This window comes from Bradyrhizobium sp. CCBAU 11434 (genome assembly GCF_028128895.1).
GTDB classification, from domain to species: Bacteria; Pseudomonadota; Alphaproteobacteria; order Rhizobiales; family Xanthobacteraceae; genus Bradyrhizobium; species Bradyrhizobium zhengyangense.
On record NZ_LBJX01000011.1, the window covers coordinates 368,458 to 391,206 of the forward strand.

A 22,749-nucleotide genomic window follows, 5' to 3' on the forward strand; every position below is an offset into this window, starting at 1 on the left:
AGCATGCGCGAGAACGTGATCGGTCGGGCCAATGTCGAGGATACGCCCGAGCTCAAGGCCTATTACAAGGATCTCGAAAAGTACGAGGCCGGCGCGCTCTGGACTGTCGCCAACAAGATCGAGCCGTGGGCGCCGCAATCTGCCTCAGTCCCCGTGCTCTGGCGCTACAAGGATCTGCGCGAGCATGTGCTGCGCTCGGTCGAGCTGGTCTCGCCGGAGAAGGCCGGGCGGCGGGTGATCTATCTCAACAATCCTGGAAGGCGCGATGTGTCCGCCGCGGTCGGCTGGCTCTATTCGGGATTGCAGGTCATGCATCCCGGCGAGGTCGCCACGGCCCATGCCCATTCGGCCTCGGCCCTGCGCTTCATCATGGAAGGCGCGGGCGCCTACACCGTCGTCGACGGCCACAAGATGACGCTGGGCGCGCGGGATTTCGTGCTGACGCCGAACGGCACCTGGCACGAGCACGGCGTCGAGGGCAACGGCTCGGTGTGCATCTGGCAGGATGGCCTCGACATTCCGCTGGTCAATGCGCTGGAAGCCAATTTCTTCGTCGTGCATCCAAAGCTCCAGCAGGAGCCGTCAGGCTATCCCGTCGACGACATGACCAAGACCTGGGGCAATCCCGGTCTTCGTCCAGCCGGCTCGAAATGGGCGAAGGGCTATTCCCCCATGTTCAAATATGAGTGGGAGCCGACCTACGAGTCCTTGCAGAAATACGCCGCGGCGACGGACGGCTCGCCTTACGACGGCACGCTCATGAACTACGTCAATCCGATCACCGGCGGTCACGTCATGCAGACGATCGGCGCCAGCATGCAATTGCTGCGGCCCGGCGAAAAAACAAAATCGCACCGGCACACCGGCAGCTTTCTCTACCAGGTCGCCAGGGGGCGCGGCTATTCGATCATCGGCGGCAAGCGGCTCGAATGGGAGGAGCGCGACATCTTCTGCGTTCCCTCCTGGGCCTGGCACGAGCACGGCAATGCCTCCGCGAGCGAGGATGCCTGCCTGTTCTGCTTCAACGATCTGCCTGTCATCGAAGGCCTCGGGCTCTACCGGGAAGAGGCTTATGGCGACAATGGCGGCTACCAATCGGTCGCGGCCTGATATCTCTTTGCAAAATTCAACCAGAACAGCCGGGTAAAGCCTTTCATGCGTCTCGTCACCTACACCTTGGGCAACAGCGGTGCCCGTCTTGGAGCTCTTGCGGGCGGACTGGTCGTCGATGTCGAGCACCTCGGTGCGTCCAGCGGCGTGACATGGCCCGATGATATGCTGTCGTTCATCGACAACAGCGTGACCCTGCTGCCTGCGCTTAAGGAGGCACTGGAGGACGCCAATGGCCGCTTTCCGGCTGGCTCTGCCGTCGCAGTCGAGGACGTCAGGCTGCAAGCTCCGATCCCGCGTCCGCGCAAAAACATCTTCGGCATCGGGCTGAACTACCGCGCGCACGTGGCGGAGTCGGCCAAGAGCCTCGACACCAGCAAGGACCTGCCGAAGCAGCCGGTCGTCTTCTCCAAGCCGCCGACATCGGTCGTCGGACCGGGCGGTGCGATCCATCACAATGCCAAGATGACGCAGCAGCTCGACTGGGAGGTCGAGCTCGCCGTCATCATCGGCAAGACCGCAACGCGCATCTCCACCGACAAGGCGATGGACCACGTGTTCGGCTATTCCGTGATGATCGACATTTCCGCGCGCGACAACCGCCGCGCCGGGCAGTGGATATTCTCCAAGGGCATGGACACCTATGCGCCGTTCGGCCCCTGCATCGTCACCGCGGACGAGATTCCCGATCCGCACGATCTCAGGCTGTGGTTGACCAAGAACGGCGTCATGAAGCAGGACTCCAACACCAAATACATGATCTTCGACATCCCGGTGCTGATCTCGGACATTTCGTCGGGCATGACGCTCGAGCCGGGCGACATCATCGCGACAGGGACGCCTGAAGGCGTCGGCGCCGGCATGAGCCCGCAGGAATGGCTGTGGCCGGGCGACGTGGTCGAGGCCGGGGTCGACGGCGTCGGCGTCCTCAGGCATCCCGTCGTTGCGATCTGATGACGGTCTTCTCGTTCGATCGCGAGCTCAGGTTCGGAGACTGCGACCCCTCGGGCATCGCGTACTTCCCGTCCTATCTGAACATCCTCAACGGTGTCGTCGAGGACTTCTGGGTTGAAGTCGGCTTTCCATGGCCGGAGCTGATCACCATCAGGAAGATCGGGACGCCGACGGTGCATCTCGCCTGCGACTTTTCGCGTCCGTCGATGTTCGGCGATCTCTTGATCTTCAATCTGCGTATCATCAAGGTCGGCGGTTCCTCGCTCCATCTGGATCATGTCATATCAGGCGCGAACGGCCCGCGTTGGCGCGCGCGCCAGATCCTGGCCGCGACCTCGCTGGTCGATCATCATGCGATCCCATGGCCCGACGACATCAGAGCTGCGCTCATGGCCCATGTGACCGCGGGTGAGGGGACCGAGGCAACACCGGCATGATCTCGCTGTTCATGACATTCTCCGATTCCACGGGTCAACGGCGAGTACGCCCTGACGAGGTGGACGCCGCGGCGGACTTGGTCGGATCGATCCCTGACATGACCGAGGCCCTGCTGTTCACGCCGCTCGAACAGTCGGTCGATCATCCCTACAAGGCCGACGGCTCAGGCCCCGTGTTTGCGCTTCAACTGCGCTTTCCCGACCTGTTCGCCTGCGAGGCGGCGATGGACGGCGGCAGCATCCTTGCCTGCCTCGCGATAGGGGCCGGACACGCCGGCCTCACCGGGCTCGACGTTACGCACCAGGTGATGCTGACACGCGCATTCCCCGTCGATGTCGCGGATCATCCGGCAGGGACGACAACGCCGTGCAGCTACCTCGTCCACTATCCCGGCCCGGCCGAGGACATGAACGCCTGGAACCTGCATTATCTCGAGCATCACCCATCGATCATGCGGACCTTCCCTGATGTCCGCCAGATCGAGATCTACACCCGCATTGATTGGATCGACCGCCTGCCGTCGCAGCGCGTCGAGCACATGCAGCGCAACAAGCTGGTGTTCGACAGCCCGCAGGCCCTCGCGCACGCGCTCGGCTCCGACGTGATCAAGCACATGCGCGCCGACTTCGTGAAATTCCCGCCATTCGCAGGCGGCAACAAGCATTTTCCGATGCTGACGCGGGTGGTGAGGAAAGACAGGATATGAGGCGGTCGCCTAATCGATGAAGGCGGCGAGTTCCTCAGGCGTACCCGAGGGGAAGGCTGCCTTGAGGAAATCCAGGAAGGCCGATACCCGGGCACTCAGCAATCTGCGCGATGGATAGAGTGCCCAGAGCGCGATCGGCGGCCCGTCGACATCGCCCCAATGGACGAGCTTGCCGGCACTGAGATCGTGACTGACGAGCGACACGGGAAGGCGCGCGGCACCCACGCCGGCGCGGACGGCGTCGCGGACCATGATGAGCGATGACAGGCGAAGCACCGGATCGGTCGGGATCCGAATTTTCCGGCCGCGTGCAGTCACGTCCCAGCCAGGGCCCAGATCGCCCGCGCCCCGTACCACGGTCGGAACGGCGCGATCGCTTTTCGGACGCTTCAGGTCGGGGCTCGCCACCACCACCAGCCGATCGCGCATCAGAATTCGTCCGACCAGCGTTTCATCCGGATCCGGATTGACCCTGATCACGAGATCATAGCCTTCCTCGATCATGTCGACGGAACGGTCTTCCGTCGTGATCTCGAGGCGGACCTCAGGATATTTCAGCGCGAAGCCGGCAGCCAGCTTTCCCATCGCGGTCTGCGAAAACACTAGCGGTGCGCTGACCCGCAACCTTCCGCGCGGCTTGTCGCCGCCGGACGCAATCGCCACTGCTGTCTGTTCGAGATCAGTGAGGAGTGCCGCCGTCCGCTCGTGAAGCGCTCGTCCTTCCTGGGTGAGCTTGACGGTCCGCGCGCCGCGCTCGAACAGGCGCAGATCAAGGCTGCTCTCCAACTCGGAGACCCGGCGAGAGAGCGTTGCCTTCGGCCGTCCAGAGGCTCGGGCGGCTTTCCCGAAGCCTCCATGTCGTGCAACCAGGTTGAAATCGGTGAGGGCAAGCAAATCCATACGGTCCACCTGTGATTTGGTGAGCGACCCGGCCGCGCCGCCGGGCTGATCGCGGTTGACTGCGCGGTCGTCTTGTCTTGCTCAGGAGTCAAGAAGTCCGCGCACCACCAACGCTATTCGCTGATCTCGCGCACTCTTCCTGATCCGACCGGAGCGCTCGAGCTCGGCCAATCCGTGAAGAGCCGCCCAGAATGTCTCGGTCGCGACCTCGACGTCGCCTCTCGACGGCGCGACCACGGAAGCCAGCGCCGCAAAACCGTCCTTCAACTCCGGCTTGGTGTCGGCTTCCGCGAAGCGGAGGCTGGTCGGCAGAGTGAACATCGCCTCATAGAGCGCCGGGTGCTGGCGCGCAAAGGTGAGATACGCCATTGCGACGTTCTCGATCGCTTTTCCTCGATCTCCCGATCGGTGCGCGGCCTTTCGAAGCGCTTTGGCGAGTTCGCCGAACCCTTCGAGCGCGACCGCTGTCACGATCGCGTCCCTGTTCTCGAAGTGAGAATAGACCACAGGCTGGCTGTATTCGATCTCGTCGGCAAGCCGCCGGATCGTGACGGCAGGCCATCCCTCCCGCTCGGCAATCAGCCGAGCTGCCGCCGTGATGCGGTGCTCCCGGTCGGCCCGCTCCCTGGTTTTCCTCTCGGCGACACCCAAGACCTGATCTCCAAACCGTGATGATCAGACATAATAGCGATACTTGATAATCTAGCAATGCTAGAATAGTTAGCAACGAAAGAAGGAGACGTCTATGTCCTGGTTTTCAATCGCTGTGGCGTGGCTAGCGGCCCTCGGCATCATCGCCATCGGAGTCATGTACCTGACCAACCCGCGGGCCGCGACGCAGAGCTTTGGCCTGCCGCTTCCCGAGCAGGGGCCGAACGTCGCCTGGTGGCTGCGGCTCAAGGGCGTGCGCGACGTCGTCTCGGGACTGGTCGTGCTCGCCTTGATGGCGTGGGGCGGCCCGCGGATGCTCGGCGTGGTGCTGCTGATCGAAGCGATCATCCCCGTGGGTGACATGTCGCTCATCCTCGCCGCGAAGGGCTCGACGGCGAGGGCGTTGGGTGTCCATGGCCTCACCGCGGCGCTGATGATCCTGGCGGCGATCCCTCTGATCGCGAACGCGGGTTGATCAGACGAGGATACGAGGCGCCGCGGTGGCCTTGTCACCCGAATTCGGCGTCCCCGTCGGTTCGATCAAGAGGATGTGCACTTCGCCCCGCGCCACGGGCCTGTGCTCAACGCCCTTGGGGACGACAAAAACCTCGCCCGGGTTGAGTGTGACCGTGCGATCCCGAAGTTCGATGTCGAGCGTCCCGCTGAGCACGAGAAAAAAGTCGTCCGTATCCTCGTGCTTGTGCCAATGAAAGGGCCCCTCGAGCTTGGCCACCATAATGTCATTGTCGTTGTAAGTCGCGACCGTGCGCGGAGAGAAACGGTCGGTGAATGTTGCGAGCTTCTCGGCGAGATTTGCGGGTGCTTTCATGGCGTTTCCTTGAGCGAGCGGTCTGGTCCACGTTTGCAAGACGGGGGCGTGCTGGTTAGCACGAGCTCAATCACGGAACGAGACTGCTGCGACTTAGGCATGGCCGAGAGGCGCACGAGTTCCGCATCGCCATAGCCGGAACCATGACGAGCCTGCCGGTGCTCAAGCGATTGCGGGCGCCCGGCCTGACGGCCGCTCGCTCTCGGAAGCGACCGTTCCACCAGTGAGACGAACTGTCCAAAATCGTCGGCTATCGTGATTGATTTGGATCGCTAGTTTCGTGGCTACGAACTCGGTCGACACCGCTGACGCGGCCGAACGTCAACCACAGCGACAAGGACGATCGTCATGATCTATTCGACCGCCACCGTCCCCGTGAACCCTGAGGGCGAAGCCACGCTGACCCGCGAGCAGGTCTGGAAAGGGCTGGAGCTCAAGGCGCGCGACGCCCGCCTTTTTCTGCCGCCCGGCCTCTGCACGCGCTGCGACGTCGTCGAGGGGAGCGCAACGCACCTGGTGCGCGAAGCCACGATCGCCGGCGCGGATCTGCGCGAGATCATCACGCTCGAAGCTCAGAGCAAGGTCACGTTCTTCCAGGCCACCGGCCCGCGCGAAGGCGTCATCGTCAACGAGATCGTCGAGAACGACGCCGGCGAGCTGCAGCTCAGGTTCTACTGCTACGTCGGCCTGCGCGGAAAGCGGCCTGATGGTCCCGAGGAGCGGGCCGAGCGGCGCAGTCCGACAGCGACAAGGGCTACAGGGCCGCGCTGCTGTCGACGCTCAAGCGCACCCGCGAGCTGCTGGCCGACGGCACGCTCTGACCAATCCCATTACGCCGAGCAATCTGGTCCCTGATCACTCTCATTCATGGAGGCAACAATGAACACGCTCACGGACAACAACGCGAAGACATCCGCAACGAATATCCTGGTTCTTGGCGCAACCGGCGGCACCGGTCGCCAGATCGTCAAGCAGGCGCTGGCTCGCGGCCATCAGGTCACCGCGCTGGCGCGGTCACCGGAAAAGGCCGGCGATCTGAACGGCGCCCGGCTCGTTGTCGGCGACGTGCGCGACGAGAAGGTGCTTCGCGAAGTGCTCAGGGGACAGGACGCCGTCGTCAGCGCGCTCGGCACGCCGGCAAGTCCCTTCCGCGAGGTGACGCTGCTCACGACCGCGACGCGCGCGCTCGTCCAGGCGATGACGGCCGAGCGCGTCTCTCGTCTGGTGGCCATCACGGGGATGGGCGCCGGCGACAGCCGCGGGCACGGCGGCTTCCTCTTCGATCGCCTGATCTTCCCGCTGCTTTTGAATAAGGTGTATGCCGACAAGGACAGGCAGGAAGCCATCGTGAGGGAGAGCGGGCTCGACTGGGTCCTCATTCGTCCCACTGTTCTGAACGACAAGCCAGGCCGCGGCTCGGTACGGGCCCTGACGGATCTCTCTGATTTGCACGGCGGCAGCATCTCCCGACAGGACGTCGCGACATTCGTTCTTGATCAACTGCGCAGCGATGATTGGCTGCATCGTGCTCCGTTGATCACGGGGTGAGGGGCGAGGCCTCTGCTTCCTCCCGTGAGGGCGATGGTGGATGGAAACGGCGCGAGAATCTCGCCGGGTGTGTTTGCAAATTGGAAAGATGACTCCAAAATCATAGGGCCGAGCCCGCGCTTTCAACCGTGCCCGTGGAGCTTGGATATCGCATCCATTGCAACGCTCCAGAAGAAGCCATTTTGAAATGCTACTAACCACTTAGCCAAAGTGAGCTGCCCGCGGTTGAGACCAGCCTTCTCGTATAGGTAAGGAAAGGCAACGAGCCCGGCAATCGCCGCCACAGCAAAAGATGACCAACTGAGCGAAGCGGATGCCTGAGAAGTCAGCCAGTCGTAGACGACCTTGGCCAACGCGCCGAGCAAGACACCCAAGAGGATCAAGGGTTGTCGCACACGGCTTTGACCGCTCGAACCGCCGAGTTCGGGGACCGTAGTCCAAAGTGAAAAGTAGTTGATGATGTTAGCCAAGCCACGTCTCCATACTGTAATTGCCGGTAGCATTTTCAGCGTCACGAAGACCCGTAATTGGGGGCTGTCCCGAGGCCAGCGCAAGGAAGTTGGAGAACAACGGTCGCGATAGATCCGGCCGAATGGTTTCCTGAGGGGCCACTACGGCCGCCGCACCACACCGCAACAGGGTTTGAGAAATGGACTCCACCATTGAGTATTGTGCCGTCTCGCAACAAAAGAGATAGACAACCGGCTTGTTGCGATCGATCTCGTCGCGCATCGCTTCGATATCGGCAGGCCGCACTTGCGATCCGTCCGGGAAATAGAGACAGTCGCTCTCTGCGTGAGCAACCAGGACGATCACGTTCTCCTTGCTCCGCAGCGCGCGGGAGAACTCTGACGCTGTCGCATGTGTGGTAGAGGCAGGCGAGAAACCGCGGTCAGCTATCGTTTGCCCGTAGGCTTGAGGTAATGCTTCCCAAAGATCAAAATCCGCAGAATCGAGACCTAAGCGGGCGAGGTCCTCCGCCGATTCTGGCATTGCCGAAAGAATTGACGTGTTCTCTGGTGTGAGTGGAGCCCTGTCATAGAGCATCCCAATCCGTTGCATTATCGGCTCGGCCTGATCGGATCGCGATCTCACGACAACTCGCCCGGATATTATTTCCTTCATGTTTATTTCTGGGAACGCACCATTTAGAACGACCACCGGATCCGATGGATTAAGTCCATCGGCCAGCGCGCCTCGCATTGCCTCCAAGACCTATCTTGCGACGTCTGTCGGATCGAGAAGGCCCGGCAAGGTAACGAAAACACTGCCCGCTTGTCCCGATGCGAATTGAATAATTGTCTGGCCCTCTTCAGTGTCCTGGTAGACAGAGAATACGCCTTGATCTTCTACACGTATCTTGTCCGACCAATCCGAAGCGAGAAGGCGCGCAGCCTGGTTGATCTTTTGTCTTGTAGCTTTACCAATCGGGTCGGGGTCAAAACTGACCTTCGCTTGGCCCAATTTTGTCCAGGCAGCACCCCGCACGTTGAGCTCGTCGAGGAGCAACAGCTCACGGCTCTTCCTTCTCTTTCGCTTCAGTCCAGACGAAGAGATCGCCAGTGCGCGCCAAGGCAATGTACCGAGCTTTCCTTTGACGGCCTCCAATCGCCACTGATGTTGGGCAATCGTGCTCTCCAATCTCCTTCGTTCCGCTGATAGCGCTAGCCGCATTTCAGTTGGTAACTGCGGCTGTTTTTCCTTTTCGAACTCCTTGAAGAGGCGCAGCGTGTCGAAGGCGAGGGGAGTAGGAGGGTTGAAGTTCGCCTTTTTGCAAAATTCGTCAAAAGTCGCGACCACGTTACATGAAAACGGAGATTGAAATGGATCCGGGTCAGCGCTTGCGGCATCCGTTTCAGCCTCCGGGCTGGCCGTGATTTCTGCGCCGCTTCTCGAGGCGCGATCGCGAATGAGTCTCCCCAAGGCTTTGATGGCGCCGCCAGTTGCTCCATCTGTTGAACGATTCTCGGACGTTGTTCGGGGACGCGCCCCAGCGGCGCGATTGGACGTCACTCGACCGGTTGGTTCAGCAGAACTATCCTGTGCATTGACGCTCGTCTCCGCAGCGGCGCGATTATGTGCACGACTGCCTTCTGAACGGACCTGGATCTTTGTTGCCAGGTCAGAAAGTTCGCGCGTCAAGTCCCGCAAGGACTCAACAGAAGGCTCATAGTCCGGAGGCTTGGAAGTGGTGGTGGTGACGCCCTCTAAAAATTTCTGTCGTTCTTGGTCGTCGGATAAGGCGTGGTATCGCTCTAGCTCTTGAGGAGATAAATCTGCGTAGATTGGTTCCTCGCGAACGAGTCGCGCGGGACCGACCGCGGCGCCGGACTCGTCAACTGGTGTCTCATAATATTTCTTCCAACCGATCAGTAGCCACACCATGGAGTTAGCCTCCCTCGGCAGGACATGGCTTAGCTCGCGAGCCTTTGGTGTCGACGAGCATGGGCTTCATTTCGAATTGATCGTCGTGCAGTCGAATATTCGCTAAGTAGAGCACTGCACGCAGGGGTTTAATATGATGTACTTCACACTATGCTAGGTAAAGCAGTGAGGTGAATTGCCGTCGGTTCAATCCGCTATCAAAACCGGATTCGGCATGCCTCTGGCTTGAACGACGCCGGCCCCCGGGGGGGGCGCGCATAACGCTTTGGCTGACCTTGAGACTTCCGCGTGGCCGTCCGAACCCGGCATTCGCCTTTGCGTGCGCGCCCGGGACGCAAGTGTTAGCGCTTGGGTCACGAGCGGGATGATGACACTATGCCACTGTTTTGCCCGACGGAACAAGCGAATTTCGCAAAATCCGCAAGAGAGGACTAAGCCATTGACGTCGATGCTACCGGCTACTGTGCATGGGGTTGTTTTCGGCTGTTCTGGTCGGACCGGCCTCAATGCCCGCCGAGATAGGCCGTGATCAGCCTCTTATCGTGGATCAGATCCTTCGCGGGACCCGACTGCACGATCTCGCCGGTCTCCAGCACGTAGCCGTAGTCGGCGGTCTCCAGCGCGGCGCGGGCGTTCTGCTCGACCAGCAGGATGGAGACGCCGAGATCGCGCAGCGAGGCGATGGTGCGGAAGATCTCGCGCACGATCAGCGGCGCAAGGCCGAGGCTCGGCTCGTCCAGCATCAGCAGCTTGGGCTTCGCCATCAGCGCGCGGCCGAGCGCGAGCATCTGGCGCTCGCCGCCGGAGAGGGTGCCGGCGGCCTGGCGCTGCCGCTCCTTCAGGCGCGGGAAGCGGTCGTAGACCTCGTGGAGCGTCTTCTGCACGCCGGAGCGATCGCGCAGGCTGTAGGAGCCGAGCAGGAGATTGTCGGCGACCGACATGTCGGAGAACAGCTCGCGCTTTTCCGGCACCAGGCACAGCCGGCGCTCGACGCGATCCTCGACCGACATCCTGCCGATGTCATTGCCCTGAAAGACGAGGCGGCCGCGCGAAGCGAGCAGGCCGATCGCTGCCATCAAGAGCGTGGTCTTGCCGGCACCGTTCGGGCCGATCACGGTGACAATCTGCCCTTCCTCGACCGACAGCGAAACGTTGCGCACCGCTTCGACATTGTCGTAGCAGACGGTGACGTCAGTCATCGAAAACATCTCGGTCACGCGACGCCTCCGAGATAGGCCTCTTGCACGCGCTCGTCGCTGCGGATCGCGGCGGGCGCGCCTTCGCAAAGTTTCGAGCCGAAATCGAGCACCACGATGCGGTCGACCAGCGACATCACGAACTCCATGTCGTGCTCGACGATCAGGATGGTGAGATGGTCCGATCGCAGTGACCGTAGCAGCTCGGCCAGCCGCAGCTTCTCCTGGCGGCGCAGGCCGGCGGCCGGCTCGTCGAGCACCAGCAGCGCCGGATCCGCGGCGAGCGCGCGGGCGATCTCGAGGATGCGCTGGTTGCCGAGCGGAAGATTGCCGGCAAGCTCGAACGGCTTGTCGCCGAGCCCGACGCGTTCGAGCTGCATCAAGGCCTCGTGCCGGATGCTCGCCTCCTCGCGCCGGTTGAGGCGGAAGGCGCCGGCGAACAGGCCGGCGCGGGTGCGCGCATAGGTGCCGAGCATGACGTTCTCGAGCAGGCTCATGCGCGGCCGCAGCTTCACATGCTGGAACGTCCTGGCGACGCCGGCCTTGGCGATGCGGGACTGCGGATCGCGCGTGATCGGGCGCCCGGCAAAGACGATCTCGCCCTTGTTCACGCGAAGCGCGCCGGTCAGGCAATTGAACATCGTGCTCTTGCCGGCGCCGTTCGGGCCGATGACGGCGAGGATCTCGCCGGAGCGGACTTCGAAGCTGACATTGTTCACCGCGACGAGGCCGCCGAACCGGCGCTCGGCACCGTCGACTTTCAGAAGCAACTCGCCCGGTGTCGGCTGCGGGCGGCGGGGCAGGGGTGGCGCGGCCGGCGGCCGCTCGCGCTTGATCTTCGGCAGATAGCGCGCGACGAACGGCACGATGCCTTGGCGGGCCCATTGCAGGAACAGGATGAACAGCGCGGAGAAGGCGACGATCTCGAGCTGGCCGGATGCGCCCTTGGCGATCAGTGGCAGATAGTCCTGCACGCTGTTCTTCAGAAGCGTGACGATGGCAGCCCCCACGACGCCGCCAAGCAAGCTGCCGGCGCCGCCGACCATCGACATCATCAGATATTCTATGCCCATGCCGGCGTCGAACGGCCCCGGGCTGATGAAGCGGCTCATATGGGCGTAAAGCCAGCCGGAGAGCGAGGCGAGGAACGCCGCGATCACGAAGGTGACGAGCTTGATCCGGAAGGCATTGATGCCGAGGCTCTCGACCAGGATGTTGCCGCCGCGCAGCGCGCGCATGGCGCGGCCGAGCCGGGAGTCCAAGAGGTTGTAGCCGAGGAAGAGGACCACGGCGACGATGCCCCAGATCAGGAAATAGATCTGGACGCTGGACACAAGCGCGAATGATCCGACGCTGATCGGCGGGATCGACGAGATGCCGTTGAAGCGGCCGAGCCCGTCGACATTGCCGAACAGGAAGCCGATGGCGAGGCCCCAGGCGACAGTCGAGAGCGACAGGAAATGGCCCTGCAGCCGCAAGGTGACTACACCAAGGATGCCAGCGACGCAGCAGGTCAGCGCCACGCCGAAGACGAGGCCGAGCCACGGCGAGTATCCGTTCAGCGCGGAGACCCAGGCGGTGGCATAGGCGGCGACACCGACGAAAGCGGCCTGTCCAAACGACACGATGCCGCCGACGCCGGTGAGGAGCGCAAGGCCGATCGCGACCAGCGAATAGATGCCGATATAGTTCATCAGCGTGATGCTGAACGGGCTGAGCACCAGCGGCGCGAGCGCGAGACATACAACGGCCGCCACAGCCGCGAGCTGAACGTGAAGGCGCGTCATTCCTCGATCTCCTCCTCGGAATGCAGCGAGGCGAGCGATCGCCAGATCAGGATCGGGATCAGCAGCGAGAATACGATGACATCCTTCAGCGCGCTGCTCTGGAAGGAGGCGAAGCTTTCGAGGATGCCGACGCCGACGGCGCCGATTGCGGCTCCGGGATAGCTGGTCATGCCGCCGACGATGGCGCCGACAAAGGCCTTGAGGCCGATCAGGAAGCCGGAATCATAGAATACGGTGTTGACAGGTGCGATCAGGATGCCGGAGACGCCGGCCATCAGCGAGCCCAGGAGATAAGCGATGGTGCCGGCGCGGGCGGGGCGGATGCCCATCAGGCGCGAGCCGGTCCGGTTCACCGCGGTGGCGCGCAACGATTTGCCGACCAGCGTGAAGTCGAAGAAGAGATAGAGCAGGCCGGAGAAGACGAGGGCAGCAATCACGATCAGCATGGTCTGGCCCGAGATCAACACGCCGGCGAATTCGGTGGAGAACGAGGTCAGCGGTTCGGTTCGCACACCTTCGGGGCCGAAGAAGAGGAGCCCGAGGCCGACCAGCGCGAAGTGTAGCGCGACCGAGACGGTTAGCAGCAACAGCACGGTTCCGTCCGCGATGGGACGAAAGACGATCCGGTCCAAGAGCGGGGCAATCGGCGTGATCAGCATCAAGGCGAGCAAGAGCCTGACGGCGAGAGGAGGATCGGCGCGCATCGTCAGCCAGGCAATGCCAACCACGGCCAGCGGCAGAACGAGATAGAAAAACAGCGCCCGCGGAAGCAGCCGAAGCTCGCCCGCGCGCACCAGCGAGATGATCTCCATCAGGGTCGCGAGGCACGCCAGGATCACGACCAACGCGCCCGTGCCCGGAAAGCGCTTCGCATCGAGGGCGGCCAGCGTCAGCGCCGTAAAGGCAGCGATGTCGCCAAAGGGGATGAAGATGACCCGTGTCACCGTGAAGATGAGGACGGTTCCGATCGCCACCAGCGCATAGACCGCGCCGGTGGCGATCCCGTCGATCGCAAGAATGGCTGCGATGTCGCTCGTCATTGAGAACGCCGTCCCCTTGTTGTGCTGGCCAGCCGCCGTCCGGCTACGGCGCGTACTTCCAGGCGCCGCCGTTCAGGCGCACCACGACGAGCGAACGCTCGTCGACGCCGGTCACCGAACCTGGCTTGAAGTTATAGACGGCATGCACGCCGGCCAGCTCCTTGGTGCTGAGGATCGCGTCTCGCAGCGCCGCGCGGAATTCCACTGTGCCCGGTTTCGCGGTCTTCAGCGCACGCTCCGCGGCGTTGGCGAAGATCAGCCAGGCGTCGAAGGAATAGGCGGAAAAGCCGTCGGTGGTCGGGATGTTGTGGACCTTCTGGTAGACACTGCGGAATTCCAGCGCGATCTTCTTGGCGAAGTGGTCGTCAGGCAGCTGCTCGGCGACGATCACGGGACCTGCGGAAACCTGGATGCCGTCGGCCGCCTTGCCGCCGACATTCACGAAGTCCGGATTGACCAGAGCCACCGTGCCGTAGGTGTTTCCCTTGAAGCCGCGGTCGGCGAGGCTGAGGAGAGGCAGCGCGCCCTGCGTTCCCGAGCCGCCGTCCAGCACGGCGTCCGGCCGCGCGGCCAGGACCTTGAGGATCTGCGCGGTCACCGAGGTGTCGGTACGGGCATAGCGCTCGTTGCTTTGGATCTTGATGTCGCCAGCGGCTTCGGCCGCCTTGGCACCGTTATAGACGAGATCGCCCCAGGCGTCGGAGAAGCCGATATAGCCGATGTTCTTCATGCCATCGCGTTTCATGCGATCGGCGACGATCTTGACGAGGAGGGAGGCCGGCTGCGGCACGGACACCACCCATTGCTCGGGCGTATCAGGCAGCTTGCCGATCGGCGAGACCGCGATCATCGGCACCTTCAACTCGCTCGCCACCGCCGCCATGGCGATGGTCGAGGGCGCAGTAGCCGTGCCGATCAGGAGGTCCACCTTCTCTTCTTCCACCAGCTTGCGTGCGTTGCGGGTCGCGGCCGATGGGTCGGAGCCGTCATCCAGCTGGATCAGGCGGATGGTCTCGCCGTTGATGGTCTTCTTGTATTCATAGGCCGCATTGATGCCGCGCCCGTAGGGGATGCCGATCGACGAGCCGTTGCCGCTGAGCGAGGTGACGAAACCGATCGTGATGTCGGCATGCGCAGCCGGGGCGGCGACGATGCCGACGGCGAATGCAAGGAAGCTCAGAGTCTTGCGCATATGCGTTCTCCTCCGTTGATGCTGGATAGGAATGCCGTGAAGCTGCCGCGCGGGGACCCCGAACGACGAACTATCGATTGAAAACATTGCTGCGGCGCCAAATCCCGGGCGCGACCGAAGAGAGTTTGTTCGCCCCGGCGCTCAGCAGTCATGGTGATGCTTGTCGCGTGAACGTCGAACCCACCGGCGGATGCAAGCGGGCCTTTTGCGGAGCGATGAAAGGTCGTCGGTGCGGCCGCGATGCGCGGCCGGCGATGCTGCTGCTACGGCCGGCTGTTCGAGCCCGGCGACTGTCCACACGATCGAGTCTCTCAAAATCGGTGCCCTGCAACATTCATTGTCATGGCCGCCGGTCTCTGGCCGGCGATGAATTACTTAAAGCCTAAAGTATCGTCTGTGGCGCCGTCAACACGTGTCATGGGGCTGTCAGAAAAAAATGTTGTTGCATACAATTTCGTCAGTGTGCGGCGCTTCTTGACGGTCCGGTTGAGCAAAAAGGTCGTGCGGCCTGGTTCTGAAAGGCGAGCCTTGAGGTCGCCGTCGCGCGCATTTGACGCGCGAATTAGTTTATGATTGAAATATATTCATCGGCAGCCGACGACCGATCCTCCGATCAACGTTTGAGGAGAAGGACGATGCGCATCTTCTGGCAGAGCTTCGTTGATGCGAGCGCGAACGCGCCCTACATGGCGCGGCTGTCGGAATACCTCAACAACATCGCTGCACCAGGCACGACGGTTCACGTCGAGGGCATCAGCCCGCCGGACCGCGAGTTCGGCCGGCTTGCGGAACTACGCTGCGCAGTCCAGGCGATCGACAACGGCATCGCGGCGGAGGAGGGCGGCTTCGATGCCTTCGTCATGGGGCATTTTCAGGATCCGGGCCTCTACGAGCTGCGCTCAGCGCTCGACATTCCCGTGATCGGGACCGGCGAGGCGACGTTGCTGGCGGCCTCGCAGCTCGGCCGGCGTCTCGGTCTTGTGACGCTCGATCCCGTCTTCGAGGTCTGGCATTATGAGCAAGCCGAGCGCTACGGCCTCGGAGATCGCATCGTCCACGTGACCGGCCTCGGCTGCAAGCCGGAGGATTTTGCCGATGCATTCGCTGGCGACGCCGCCGCGCAAGCCCGCATGATCAAGGATTTCGTCGCCTGCGCCCTTCCGCTGGTCGAGCGCGGCGCAGATGTCGTGATCCCGGCCGGCGTGCTGCCGGGCCTTCTGGTCGGGAAGGAGCATGGCCTGAAGGTCGGTCATGCGCCGGTGGTCAACTGTGCGGCCGTGGCGCTGAAGAGCGCCGAGATGTGGGTGCAGCTCCGCAGGCTCAACGGCACCGAGCCCAGCCGCGGGCCGAGCTTCAAGCGTGCCAGCGCCCAGGCGCGCATCGATTTCCGCGCAATGCTGGCCCGTGACAGCCGCTAAATCCTGGAGAACCCATCGTGATGACTCCCGAAAAGATCCTGTACGAGACCGAGGTGACGGCGACCGGAGGTCGGGATGGCAAGGCCGCCAGCACCGACGGTCTGTTGTCGGTGTCGCTGTCGGTGCCGAAAGGGCTAGGTGGCCCCGGGGGCGAAGGCACCAATCCCGAGCAGCTTTTTGCTGCCGGCTATGCCGCCTGCTTTCTCGGTGCGGTCAAGCTCGTCGCGCGTACGCGGAAGGTGGTGCCCTCTGCCGAGCCGTCAGTGACTGCGAAGGTTGCGATGGGGCCCGTGCCGGTCGGATACGCGCTGGCTGTCGAGCTGAAGGTCAATCTGCCCGGCGTCGAGAAGGCGGTGGCGGAACAGGTCGTTGCCGGCGCGCATGAGCGCTGCCCCTATTCGAACGCAACCCGCGGCAATATTGCCGTGAAACTGACGGTGGTCTGAGGCGGATGAACGAGGGCGGTCGGTGACCAATTCCTTGCGCGCACCGTATGACGGCGTCGTAATTGCGGCTCCCGTCACAATCCCCTATGTGCGCTACTCCATCGAGAGCGCGCAATGGTGGATCGGCCGTGCCCTGAATGCGCTCGTTGCGCAGGCCGGCATCAAGGCCTCCGACATCGACGGCTTGTGCGTCTCCAGCTTCACCATGGGGACTGACAGCGGAGTTGGATTGACGCAGCATTTCGGACTGTGCGTCCGGTGGCTCGACACGATCCCGCTCGGCGGCGCGAGCGCCATCGCAGGCCTGCGCAAGGCGGCGCGCGCGGTTCAGGCGCGCGACGCCGACATCGTGGCGTGCGTCGCCGGCGACACCAATCACGTCGATTCGTTCAGGCTGACGCTCGAGAACTTCTCGCGCTTCAACCAGGATGCCGTCTATCCCTATGGCGCAGGCGGGGCCAATTCGAGTTTTGCGCTGATTGCACGCAACTACATGCGGACCTTTGGGGTCACGCGTGAGGATGTCGGCAAGATCGCCGTCGCCCAGCGCGCCAATGCCTTGCGCAATCCGCACGCGCTGATGAAGGTGCCGCTGACGATGGAGCAATATCTGGCCGCCCGCCCGATCTCCGATCCCATTCATCTGTTCGATTGCGTGATGCCATGCGCCGGCGCGGAAGCGTTCCTCGTGATGCGCGACGAGACTGCGGCATCGCTGGGTCTACCTGCGGCGCGGTTGCTGTCGACGATCGAGCGGCACAATGCCTTTGCCGACGATCCGATGCAGGTGCGCGGTGGCTGGGCGATGGACGTGGGCGAACTCTACGCGATGGCCGGCGTGAAGCCTGACGATCTGGATGTCGTGCAGACCTATGACGACTATCCGATCATCACCATGATGCAGTTCGAGGATCTCGGCTTCTGCAGGAAGGGCGAAGGTGCCGCATTCGTGCGCCAGCACGATCTCACCATTGACGGCGACTTCCCCCACAACACGTCGGGCGGACAACTCTCGGTTGGGCAGGCCGGCGCCGCCGGCGCTTATCTGGGTCTCGTCGAGGGGCTGCGGCAGGTTCTGGGCACTGCGGGTCCCACGCAGGTCAGGAATGCGAGCCTCGCTCTGGCCTCGGGGTTCGGGATGATCAACTATGATCGTGGTCTCGCCTCTGGCGCCGCGATTCTTGCAGGGCCTTCGCGATGATTGACCCGATCAAGCCGCCCCGGCGCAAGAACCCGCTGCTGCGGACGCGGCTGCCCGCGTCGCCCCCGCGAGCGCGCAGCAGGACGTCGCACGGATTCACGCGGGCCGCCGCCGAAGGCCGCTTCATGCTGCAACGCTGCGACGCCTGCGGCTCTTTTGCTTATCCAGCGCGTGAGGCATGTCCGTCCTGCTTGTCGTCCGACCTTCCCTTCGTCGATGCGCCGCGCCGAGGCCTGCTGCTCGCCGAGACGACGGCACGCGTGCCGAGCGATGTCTATTTCCGCGAACGTGCGCCGTGGCGTATCGGCCTCGTCAAGATGGACTGCGGTCCGACAATTGTCGCGCATCTTCATGGCGATTGCGTAGAGGGCGCAGCCGTCCGCATGTCGTTGCAACTCGACAAGAGCGGGCAGGCGGTGGCCTTTGCCCATCCCGAGGGGGAGACTCCGAACATGTCGGACGACAAACAGTACCGGGAAATGACGGCCGATCCGAAATTCCGGCGGGTGCTCGTGACCAATGGCCGCACTGTGATCGGCCAGGAAGCCGTCGCGGCCTTGAAGGCGGCAGGCGCCAAGACCGTGTTCGTCGGCGTCGCCGAACCGTGGCGGCCGTTCGCCGGCGAGAATCTGTTGCGCGGTCAGGATGGGATCGAGATCGTGACCCTCGATGCCGCCGACGAGAAATCGGCCACCGACCTTGCCGCCGATGTCGGCGGCAAGGTCGATATCCTCGTCAACACGACGGAATATGTGCGGCCGGGCGGTCTGCTCGATCGCAGGGGCACGAGCATTGCACGCGATGAGATCGACCAGGCCTATCTCGGCTTCATCAATCTCGCGCAGGCCTTTGGGCCTGCGATGCGAATGCGAGGTGCCGACGGCATCAATAGCAGTAGCGCATGGGTCAATATTCTCTCGGTCTATGCACTGGCGAACTGGCCTGCGTTTGGCGCCTACTCGGCCTCGCAAGCAGCGTGCCTGTCGCTTTCGCATTGTCTGCGCGCCGAGCTGCGGCCGGGCGGCGTCAAGGTGATGAATCTGTTCACTGGGCCCGTCGACACCGAATGGTTCCAGACCGTCCCACCGCCGAAGGTCGCGCCGCGCGCGATCGCGCAGGCGATCGTATCCGGGCTTAAGGCTGGGCTCGAGGAGATGTATGTCGGAGACGTCGCCGAAGAGATTCGGCAGCGTCTCGCGGCCAATCCAAAAGCGCTGGAGCGCGAACTCGACAGGTAAGAAGCGGCAATTCAACCAAGCTGGAGGACGTGACAATGCAAAGCAAGAATCTCCTGGAGCTGGCGAGTGCGATTTCTTCCGGCGCTGTGCGCGTCGTCGACCTGACCTTTACGCTCAGTCCGGATTTTCCGGTCATCGTCCTTCCGCCCGAATTCGGTCAGGCAGCTCCTGTCCGTATCCAGGAAATCTCGCGATATGACGGTCGCGGTCCGGCCTGGTACTGGAACAACGTCACCTTCGGCGAGCACACCGGCACGCATTTCGACGCGCCGATTCATTGGTTCACCGGCAAGGATCTGCCAAACAATGCCGTCGACACGATGCCGCCGAAAGACATGATCGCGCCGGCTTGCGTCATCGATTGCTCAGCACAGGCCGCGCAGGATCCGGACTTCGTCCTGACCGTCCCGCTCGTCGAAGCATGGGAGACGAAGCACGGACGGATCCCCGCTCGTCACTGGGTTCTGTTGCGCACCGATTGGTCGAAGAAGGGGTGGCGCGACTACGCGAATCTCAGGGATGACGGCGCGCATACGCCGGGCCCGAATCCGGCCGTGATGAAATGGCTGGTGGAGGAGCGCGGCGTCATCGGGTTTGGCACCGAGACCATCGGAACCGATGCGGGGCAGGCCGGGCATTTCGATCCGCCTTATCCGGCGCATCACTTCCTGCACGGCGCAGGGCGCTATGGTCTGCAATGCCTGTGCAACCTGGATCAGTTGCCACCCACCGGCGCCGTCATTGTGGCCTCGCCACTTAAGATTCAGAACGGCTCCGGCAGTCCGCTTCGCGTCATCGCGCTGGTTGCGTCGACCTGAGCCCTATTCATGGCACTTGCCAATCAGAACAAGAAATTCTCACGAAAGACAGGTGCCATGAACTTGATCAAGAGTTTGCTCGCTTCCGCTGCAGTGCTGCTTGCCATCCCGCAAGCAGCGCAGGCCGAGATTCTCGTCGGATTCGTCACCGGCCTCAGCGGGCCGGTGTCGTCGATTGGAATTCCCAACGCGAAGGGGATTGCGGCGGGCCAAGCCTATCTCGGCGAGATCGGCGGCGAGAAGGTCCGGGTCATCCAGCTGGATGATGGCTCTGATCCAACCGCGTCCGCTCGCAATGCGCGCAAGCTGGTCGAGCAGGAGAAAGTCGATGTCCTGATGGGCACGTCCGGCGCACCCCAGACGCTCGCGATGGCGACGGCGGCGATCGAGATGAAGATTCCGATGATCGCAGTGTCGCCGATCGCGCCGGTGCCATCAGGCGATGGTGGCCCATGGGTCGTCCAGACGCCCCAACCGACGCCGCTGCTGGTGCAAGGGATCGTTGACAATATGAAGGCGAAAGGTCTGAAGACCGTTGCCTTCATCGGGTTCTCCGATGCGTTCGGCGACCTCATGTACAACGCGCTCGAACAAAGTGCGAAGACGGTCGACATCAAGATCATTGCCAATGAGCGCTTCGCGCGCTCGGACTCTTCCGTCACAGCGCAGGTGCTACGCGTCGTCGCCGCGCATCCCGATGCGATCATGCTGGGTGGAACGGGAACGCCCGGTGCGCTGCCGGTGATCGCGCTGTCCGAGCGCGGCTACAAGGGGCCCCTCTACGGCAATCACGGCATGATCAGCGCCGACTTCCTGCGCCTCGCCGGCAAGGCGGCCAACGGCATCATCTGCCCGACCGGACCCGTGACCGCGGCGGAGCAGCTTCCGGCCAGCAATCCGATCCAGAAGGTGGCGCTGGATTTCCGCGCGGCCTTCGAGAAGGCGAACGGCGAGGCGCCGACGGATTCGTTTTCGTCCTACTCCTTCGACGGCTGGCTGGTGCTCGCCGATGCCGCCAAGCGTGCGATGGCATCAGGCGCCAAGCCCGGCTCGCCGGAATTCCGTATCGCGCTTCGCCGGGCGCTGTTCGCCACCAAGGAGGTTGTGGGGACCCAGGGCGTTTACACCTATACGCCGGCGGATCGACATGGCGTCGACGACCGCTCGCGCATCATGGTCCGGATCGAGGACGGCAAATACAAGCTGTTGCCCTGAGCGAGGCAAGAGCGATGGAGGGCAGCGTGCATGCGCAGAGCGGTGGCGCGGTCGGGGACGGTAGTCCCACGCCGGCCTGGGCGCGCGTGGTAACGTTGTTTCCGCCGTCGGACCGGATTCTGTCCACCATCCTCACGCGACAGGCCGAGCGCTATGGCGACCGCGTCCTGCTGGTCGCGGGCGAGACGCGCTGGACCTTTGCGCAGGCCGCGGCGATCGCGGCTGCCTCGGCCCAGGCGCTTGTCGATGCCGGCATCAAGCCGGGCGATCGGGTCGCGTTGATGTGCTCGAACCGTCCGGAGTTCTTGCAGGTCTATCTCGGCTGTGCCTGGCTCGGCGCCATCGCGGTCCCGATCAACACGGCGCTGCGTGGCTTCCAGCTCTCCCACATCTTCCGCAACTCGCGTCCCGCGCTTCTTGTCGTTGAGGCTCAGTTCGCTGGCGCGATCGACAGCGTCGAGGCCGGTGTCGAGCTGCCGCCCCGAACCTGGATCATCGGAGCAGCCGACGAAGCATTCGATGCCAGGCTGTCCGCGGTGCCGTTGCCGGCGTTTGGCGCTTCCGCGCCGGCCGGCGCCGTGCGTCCCGGCGACACCGTTGCGATCCTCTACACGTCAGGCACTACGGGGCCGGCAAAGGGGGTGTGCTGTCCGCAGGCGCAATTGTTCTGGTGGGGCATCTATTCGGCGCGGGCGCTGGGCATCCGCGAAGGCGATGTGCTGTTCACGACACTGCCCTTGTTCCACACCAACGCGCTGAACGCGTTCTATCAGGCGCTGCTGAACGGCTGCACCTACGTGCTGGAGCCGAAATTCTCCGCCTCTGGCTTCTGGACCGCCGCGCAACGGCATAAGGCAACGGTCGGCTATCTACTCGGTGCGATGGCATCGATGCTTCTGGCGCAGCCGGAGACGACGAACGACAAGACGCATCGGCTTCGTGTCGCGCTTGGCGGCGGCGTGCCGCCGCAGATCCACGCTCCGTTCCTGCAGCGGTTTGGCGTGCCGCTGGTCGACGGCTACGGGTCGACCGAGACTAATTTCGTGTTCGCCGGCACCATCCCGTCCGATCGTCCGGGGACGATGGGCTATCTGGCCGACGGCATCGAAGCGCGGATCGTCGACGAGAATGATTCCGCACTTCCTGATGGCGAGGCCGGCGAGCTCGTGCTTCGCGCCAGCGAGCCCTTTGCTTTCGCCACCGGCTATTTCGGCATGCCGGAGAAGACGGTCGAGGCCTGGCGCAACCTGTGGTTCCACTCTGGCGATCGGGTGGTCCGGGATGCTGACGGACACTATCGCTTCATCGATCGCATGAAGGATTCGATCCGCAGGCGTGGCGAGAACGTATCTTCATGGGAGGTCGAGCAGACCATCCAGTCCCATCCCGCGGTCGCCGCTTGCGCGATCTACCCGCTGCCGTCGGAATTGGGAGAGGACGAAGTTGCGGCGGCGATCCTGCTCGAGCCGGGCCGATCGCTGGAGCCCGTCGATATTGTCAGGCACTGCGAAGGCCATATCGCCTATTTCGCCATCCCGCGCTATGTGCGCATTCTGAGCCAGCTGCCGCTGACGGAAAACGGCAAGATCAAGAAGGGCGTGCTGCGCGATGAGGGCGTCACCGCGGATACATGGGATCGCGAGGCGGCCGGCGTGAAGTTGCGGCGTTGAGCATCGG

At 63.1% G+C, this 22,749-nt stretch carries 23 protein-coding genes and 1 pseudogene; 14 read left to right on the forward strand and 10 right to left on the reverse strand.

Features of this window, described 5'->3' with window-relative positions:
* Positions 1-3: 3 nt before the first annotated feature.
* The 4 genes from XI06_RS09180 to XI06_RS09195 all read left to right on the forward strand — a co-directional run bounded on the left by XI06_RS09180 (position 4) and on the right by XI06_RS09195 (position 3,208).
* Positions 4-1,110 carry a cupin domain-containing protein gene (locus XI06_RS09180; RefSeq protein WP_271605104.1) on the forward strand — a complete coding sequence of 369 codons (1,107 nt, stop codon included), beginning with the start codon at positions 4-6 and terminating at the stop codon, positions 1,108-1,110.
* A gap of 45 nt (positions 1,111-1,155) precedes the next feature.
* On the forward strand, positions 1,156-2,064 hold the full coding sequence (locus XI06_RS09185) for a fumarylacetoacetate hydrolase family protein (protein ID WP_237869692.1): 909 nt from the start codon (positions 1,156-1,158) through the stop codon (positions 2,062-2,064).
* Positions 2,064-2,501, forward strand: a complete 438-nt coding sequence (locus XI06_RS09190; RefSeq protein ID WP_271605105.1) for an acyl-CoA thioesterase — start codon at positions 2,064-2,066, stop codon at positions 2,499-2,501. The genes XI06_RS09185 and XI06_RS09190 overlap by 1 nt, the downstream gene beginning before the upstream one ends.
* 98 nt (positions 2,502-2,599) lie before the next feature.
* Positions 2,600-3,208: a hypothetical protein gene (locus tag XI06_RS09195; RefSeq protein ID WP_271605106.1), complete on the forward strand. Its 609-nt coding sequence runs from the start codon at positions 2,600-2,602 to the stop codon at positions 3,206-3,208.
* Positions 3,209-3,217: 9 nt separating this feature from the next.
* Here the strand turns inward: XI06_RS09195 and XI06_RS09200 are convergent, their stop codons facing one another.
* Positions 3,218-4,108, reverse strand: a complete 891-nt coding sequence (locus XI06_RS09200) for a LysR family transcriptional regulator (RefSeq protein WP_271605107.1) — start codon at positions 4,106-4,108, stop codon at positions 3,218-3,220.
* Between the two features lie 81 nt (positions 4,109-4,189).
* Positions 4,190-4,759, reverse strand: coding sequence for a TetR/AcrR family transcriptional regulator (locus tag XI06_RS09205; RefSeq protein ID WP_237858976.1), 570 nt, complete (start codon positions 4,757-4,759; stop codon positions 4,190-4,192).
* A gap of 94 nt (positions 4,760-4,853) precedes the next feature.
* Between XI06_RS09205 and XI06_RS09210 the strand changes: the two genes are divergently transcribed.
* Complete coding sequence (locus XI06_RS09210) at positions 4,854-5,234, forward strand: DUF4267 domain-containing protein (protein ID WP_237858975.1); 381 nt, start codon at positions 4,854-4,856, stop codon at positions 5,232-5,234.
* Here the strand turns inward: XI06_RS09210 and XI06_RS09215 are convergent, their stop codons facing one another.
* The gene (locus XI06_RS09215) at positions 5,235-5,588 is read right to left on the reverse strand and encodes a cupin domain-containing protein (protein ID WP_036024830.1); all 354 of its coding nucleotides are present in this window, start codon (positions 5,586-5,588) and stop codon (positions 5,235-5,237) included. It lies immediately after the preceding gene.
* Positions 5,589-5,936: 348 nt separating this feature from the next.
* On the opposite strand from XI06_RS09215, the pseudogene XI06_RS09220 reads away from it, so the two are divergent.
* Positions 5,937-6,409 (forward strand): annotated as a pseudogene (locus XI06_RS09220) (SRPBCC family protein).
* A 58-nt stretch (positions 6,410-6,467) separates the two neighbouring features.
* A complete protein-coding gene (locus tag XI06_RS09225) occupies positions 6,468-7,136 on the forward strand; it encodes an NAD(P)-dependent oxidoreductase (protein ID WP_271605108.1) in 669 nt (222 codons plus the stop codon).
* Between the two features lie 122 nt (positions 7,137-7,258).
* On the opposite strand, the gene XI06_RS09230 is transcribed toward XI06_RS09225, so the two are convergent.
* The 7 genes from XI06_RS09230 to XI06_RS09260 form a co-directional block, all read right to left on the reverse strand.
* On the reverse strand, positions 7,259-7,606 hold the full coding sequence (locus XI06_RS09230; protein WP_237858972.1) for a hypothetical protein: 348 nt from the start codon (positions 7,604-7,606) through the stop codon (positions 7,259-7,261).
* Positions 7,599-8,339, reverse strand: coding sequence for a hypothetical protein (locus XI06_RS09235; protein ID WP_271605109.1), 741 nt, complete (start codon positions 8,337-8,339; stop codon positions 7,599-7,601). Before XI06_RS09235 ends, XI06_RS09230 begins: the two co-directional genes overlap by 8 nt.
* A gap of 12 nt (positions 8,340-8,351) precedes the next feature.
* Positions 8,352-9,521: a hypothetical protein gene (locus XI06_RS09240; protein WP_271605110.1), complete on the reverse strand. Its 1,170-nt coding sequence runs from the start codon at positions 9,519-9,521 to the stop codon at positions 8,352-8,354.
* A gap of 503 nt (positions 9,522-10,024) precedes the next feature.
* On the reverse strand, positions 10,025-10,738 hold the full coding sequence (locus XI06_RS09245; protein WP_271605111.1) for an ABC transporter ATP-binding protein: 714 nt from the start codon (positions 10,736-10,738) through the stop codon (positions 10,025-10,027).
* Positions 10,735-12,504, reverse strand: a complete 1,770-nt coding sequence (locus XI06_RS09250) for a branched-chain amino acid ABC transporter ATP-binding protein/permease (protein ID WP_271605112.1) — start codon at positions 12,502-12,504, stop codon at positions 10,735-10,737. The genes XI06_RS09245 and XI06_RS09250 overlap by 4 nt, the downstream gene beginning before the upstream one ends.
* Positions 12,501-13,544, reverse strand: coding sequence for a branched-chain amino acid ABC transporter permease (locus tag XI06_RS09255; RefSeq protein WP_271605113.1), 1,044 nt, complete (start codon positions 13,542-13,544; stop codon positions 12,501-12,503). The genes XI06_RS09250 and XI06_RS09255 overlap by 4 nt, the downstream gene beginning before the upstream one ends.
* 43 nt (positions 13,545-13,587) lie before the next feature.
* A complete protein-coding gene (locus XI06_RS09260) occupies positions 13,588-14,736 on the reverse strand; it encodes an ABC transporter substrate-binding protein (protein WP_237858963.1) in 1,149 nt (382 codons plus the stop codon).
* Between the two features lie 635 nt (positions 14,737-15,371).
* Between XI06_RS09260 and XI06_RS09265 the strand changes: the two genes are divergently transcribed.
* Genes XI06_RS09265 through XI06_RS09295 form a run of 7 tightly spaced genes read left to right on the forward strand, consistent with a single transcriptional unit; the run spans position 15,372 to position 22,742 of the window.
* Positions 15,372-16,154 (forward strand): aspartate/glutamate racemase family protein, encoded by a 783-nt coding sequence (locus XI06_RS09265; protein WP_237858962.1) that lies wholly within the window; start codon positions 15,372-15,374, stop codon positions 16,152-16,154.
* 20 nt (positions 16,155-16,174) lie between these two features.
* Complete coding sequence (locus XI06_RS09270) at positions 16,175-16,600, forward strand: organic hydroperoxide resistance protein (RefSeq protein WP_237859433.1); 426 nt, start codon at positions 16,175-16,177, stop codon at positions 16,598-16,600.
* Positions 16,601-16,622: 22 nt separating this feature from the next.
* Positions 16,623-17,801 carry a thiolase family protein gene (locus XI06_RS09275; RefSeq protein ID WP_271605114.1) on the forward strand — a complete coding sequence of 393 codons (1,179 nt, stop codon included), beginning with the start codon at positions 16,623-16,625 and terminating at the stop codon, positions 17,799-17,801.
* The gene (locus tag XI06_RS09280; RefSeq protein ID WP_271605115.1) at positions 17,798-19,039 is read left to right on the forward strand and encodes an SDR family NAD(P)-dependent oxidoreductase; all 1,242 of its coding nucleotides are present in this window, start codon (positions 17,798-17,800) and stop codon (positions 19,037-19,039) included. The genes XI06_RS09275 and XI06_RS09280 overlap by 4 nt, the downstream gene beginning before the upstream one ends.
* 35 nt (positions 19,040-19,074) lie before the next feature.
* Positions 19,075-19,857: a cyclase family protein gene (locus tag XI06_RS09285; RefSeq protein ID WP_271605116.1), complete on the forward strand. Its 783-nt coding sequence runs from the start codon at positions 19,075-19,077 to the stop codon at positions 19,855-19,857.
* 57 nt (positions 19,858-19,914) lie between these two features.
* Positions 19,915-21,072 (forward strand): ABC transporter substrate-binding protein, encoded by a 1,158-nt coding sequence (locus XI06_RS09290; RefSeq protein WP_271605117.1) that lies wholly within the window; start codon positions 19,915-19,917, stop codon positions 21,070-21,072.
* Between the two features lie 14 nt (positions 21,073-21,086).
* On the forward strand, positions 21,087-22,742 hold the full coding sequence (locus XI06_RS09295; protein WP_442869416.1) for an ATP-dependent acyl-CoA ligase: 1,656 nt from the start codon (positions 21,087-21,089) through the stop codon (positions 22,740-22,742).
* The last annotated feature ends 7 nt before the right edge of the window (positions 22,743-22,749 follow it).

Coding starts and splice junctions, on each gene's coding strand:
- XI06_RS09295 (WP_442869416.1), top strand. CDS start 21,087: ATGGAGGGCAGCGTGCATGCGCAGAGCGGTGGCGCGGTCGGGGACGGT.
- XI06_RS09215 (WP_036024830.1), bottom strand. CDS start 5,588: ATGAAAGCACCCGCAAATCTCGCCGAGAAGCTCGCAACATTCACCGAC.
- XI06_RS09180 (WP_271605104.1), top strand. CDS start 4: ATGCGCGAGAACGTGATCGGTCGGGCCAATGTCGAGGATACGCCCGAG.
- XI06_RS09195 (WP_271605106.1), top strand. CDS start 2,600: ATGACCGAGGCCCTGCTGTTCACGCCGCTCGAACAGTCGGTCGATCAT.
- XI06_RS09265 (WP_237858962.1), top strand. CDS start 15,372: ATGCGCATCTTCTGGCAGAGCTTCGTTGATGCGAGCGCGAACGCGCCC.
- XI06_RS09255 (WP_271605113.1), bottom strand. CDS start 13,544: ATGACGAGCGACATCGCAGCCATTCTTGCGATCGACGGGATCGCCACC.
- XI06_RS09260 (WP_237858963.1), bottom strand. CDS start 14,736: ATGCGCAAGACTCTGAGCTTCCTTGCATTCGCCGTCGGCATCGTCGCC.
- XI06_RS09225 (WP_271605108.1), top strand. CDS start 6,468: ATGAACACGCTCACGGACAACAACGCGAAGACATCCGCAACGAATATC.
- XI06_RS09190 (WP_271605105.1), top strand. CDS start 2,064: ATGACGGTCTTCTCGTTCGATCGCGAGCTCAGGTTCGGAGACTGCGAC.
- XI06_RS09200 (WP_271605107.1), bottom strand. CDS start 4,108: ATGGATTTGCTTGCCCTCACCGATTTCAACCTGGTTGCACGACATGGA.
- XI06_RS09185 (WP_237869692.1), top strand. CDS start 1,156: ATGCGTCTCGTCACCTACACCTTGGGCAACAGCGGTGCCCGTCTTGGA.
- XI06_RS09280 (WP_271605115.1), top strand. CDS start 17,798: ATGATTGACCCGATCAAGCCGCCCCGGCGCAAGAACCCGCTGCTGCGG.
- XI06_RS09235 (WP_271605109.1), bottom strand. CDS start 8,339: ATGCGAGGCGCGCTGGCCGATGGACTTAATCCATCGGATCCGGTGGTC.
- XI06_RS09240 (WP_271605110.1), bottom strand. CDS start 9,521: ATGGTGTGGCTACTGATCGGTTGGAAGAAATATTATGAGACACCAGTT.
- XI06_RS09250 (WP_271605112.1), bottom strand. CDS start 12,504: ATGACGCGCCTTCACGTTCAGCTCGCGGCTGTGGCGGCCGTTGTATGT.
- XI06_RS09285 (WP_271605116.1), top strand. CDS start 19,075: ATGCAAAGCAAGAATCTCCTGGAGCTGGCGAGTGCGATTTCTTCCGGC.
- XI06_RS09290 (WP_271605117.1), top strand. CDS start 19,915: ATGAACTTGATCAAGAGTTTGCTCGCTTCCGCTGCAGTGCTGCTTGCC.
- XI06_RS09270 (WP_237859433.1), top strand. CDS start 16,175: ATGACTCCCGAAAAGATCCTGTACGAGACCGAGGTGACGGCGACCGGA.
- XI06_RS09210 (WP_237858975.1), top strand. CDS start 4,854: ATGTCCTGGTTTTCAATCGCTGTGGCGTGGCTAGCGGCCCTCGGCATC.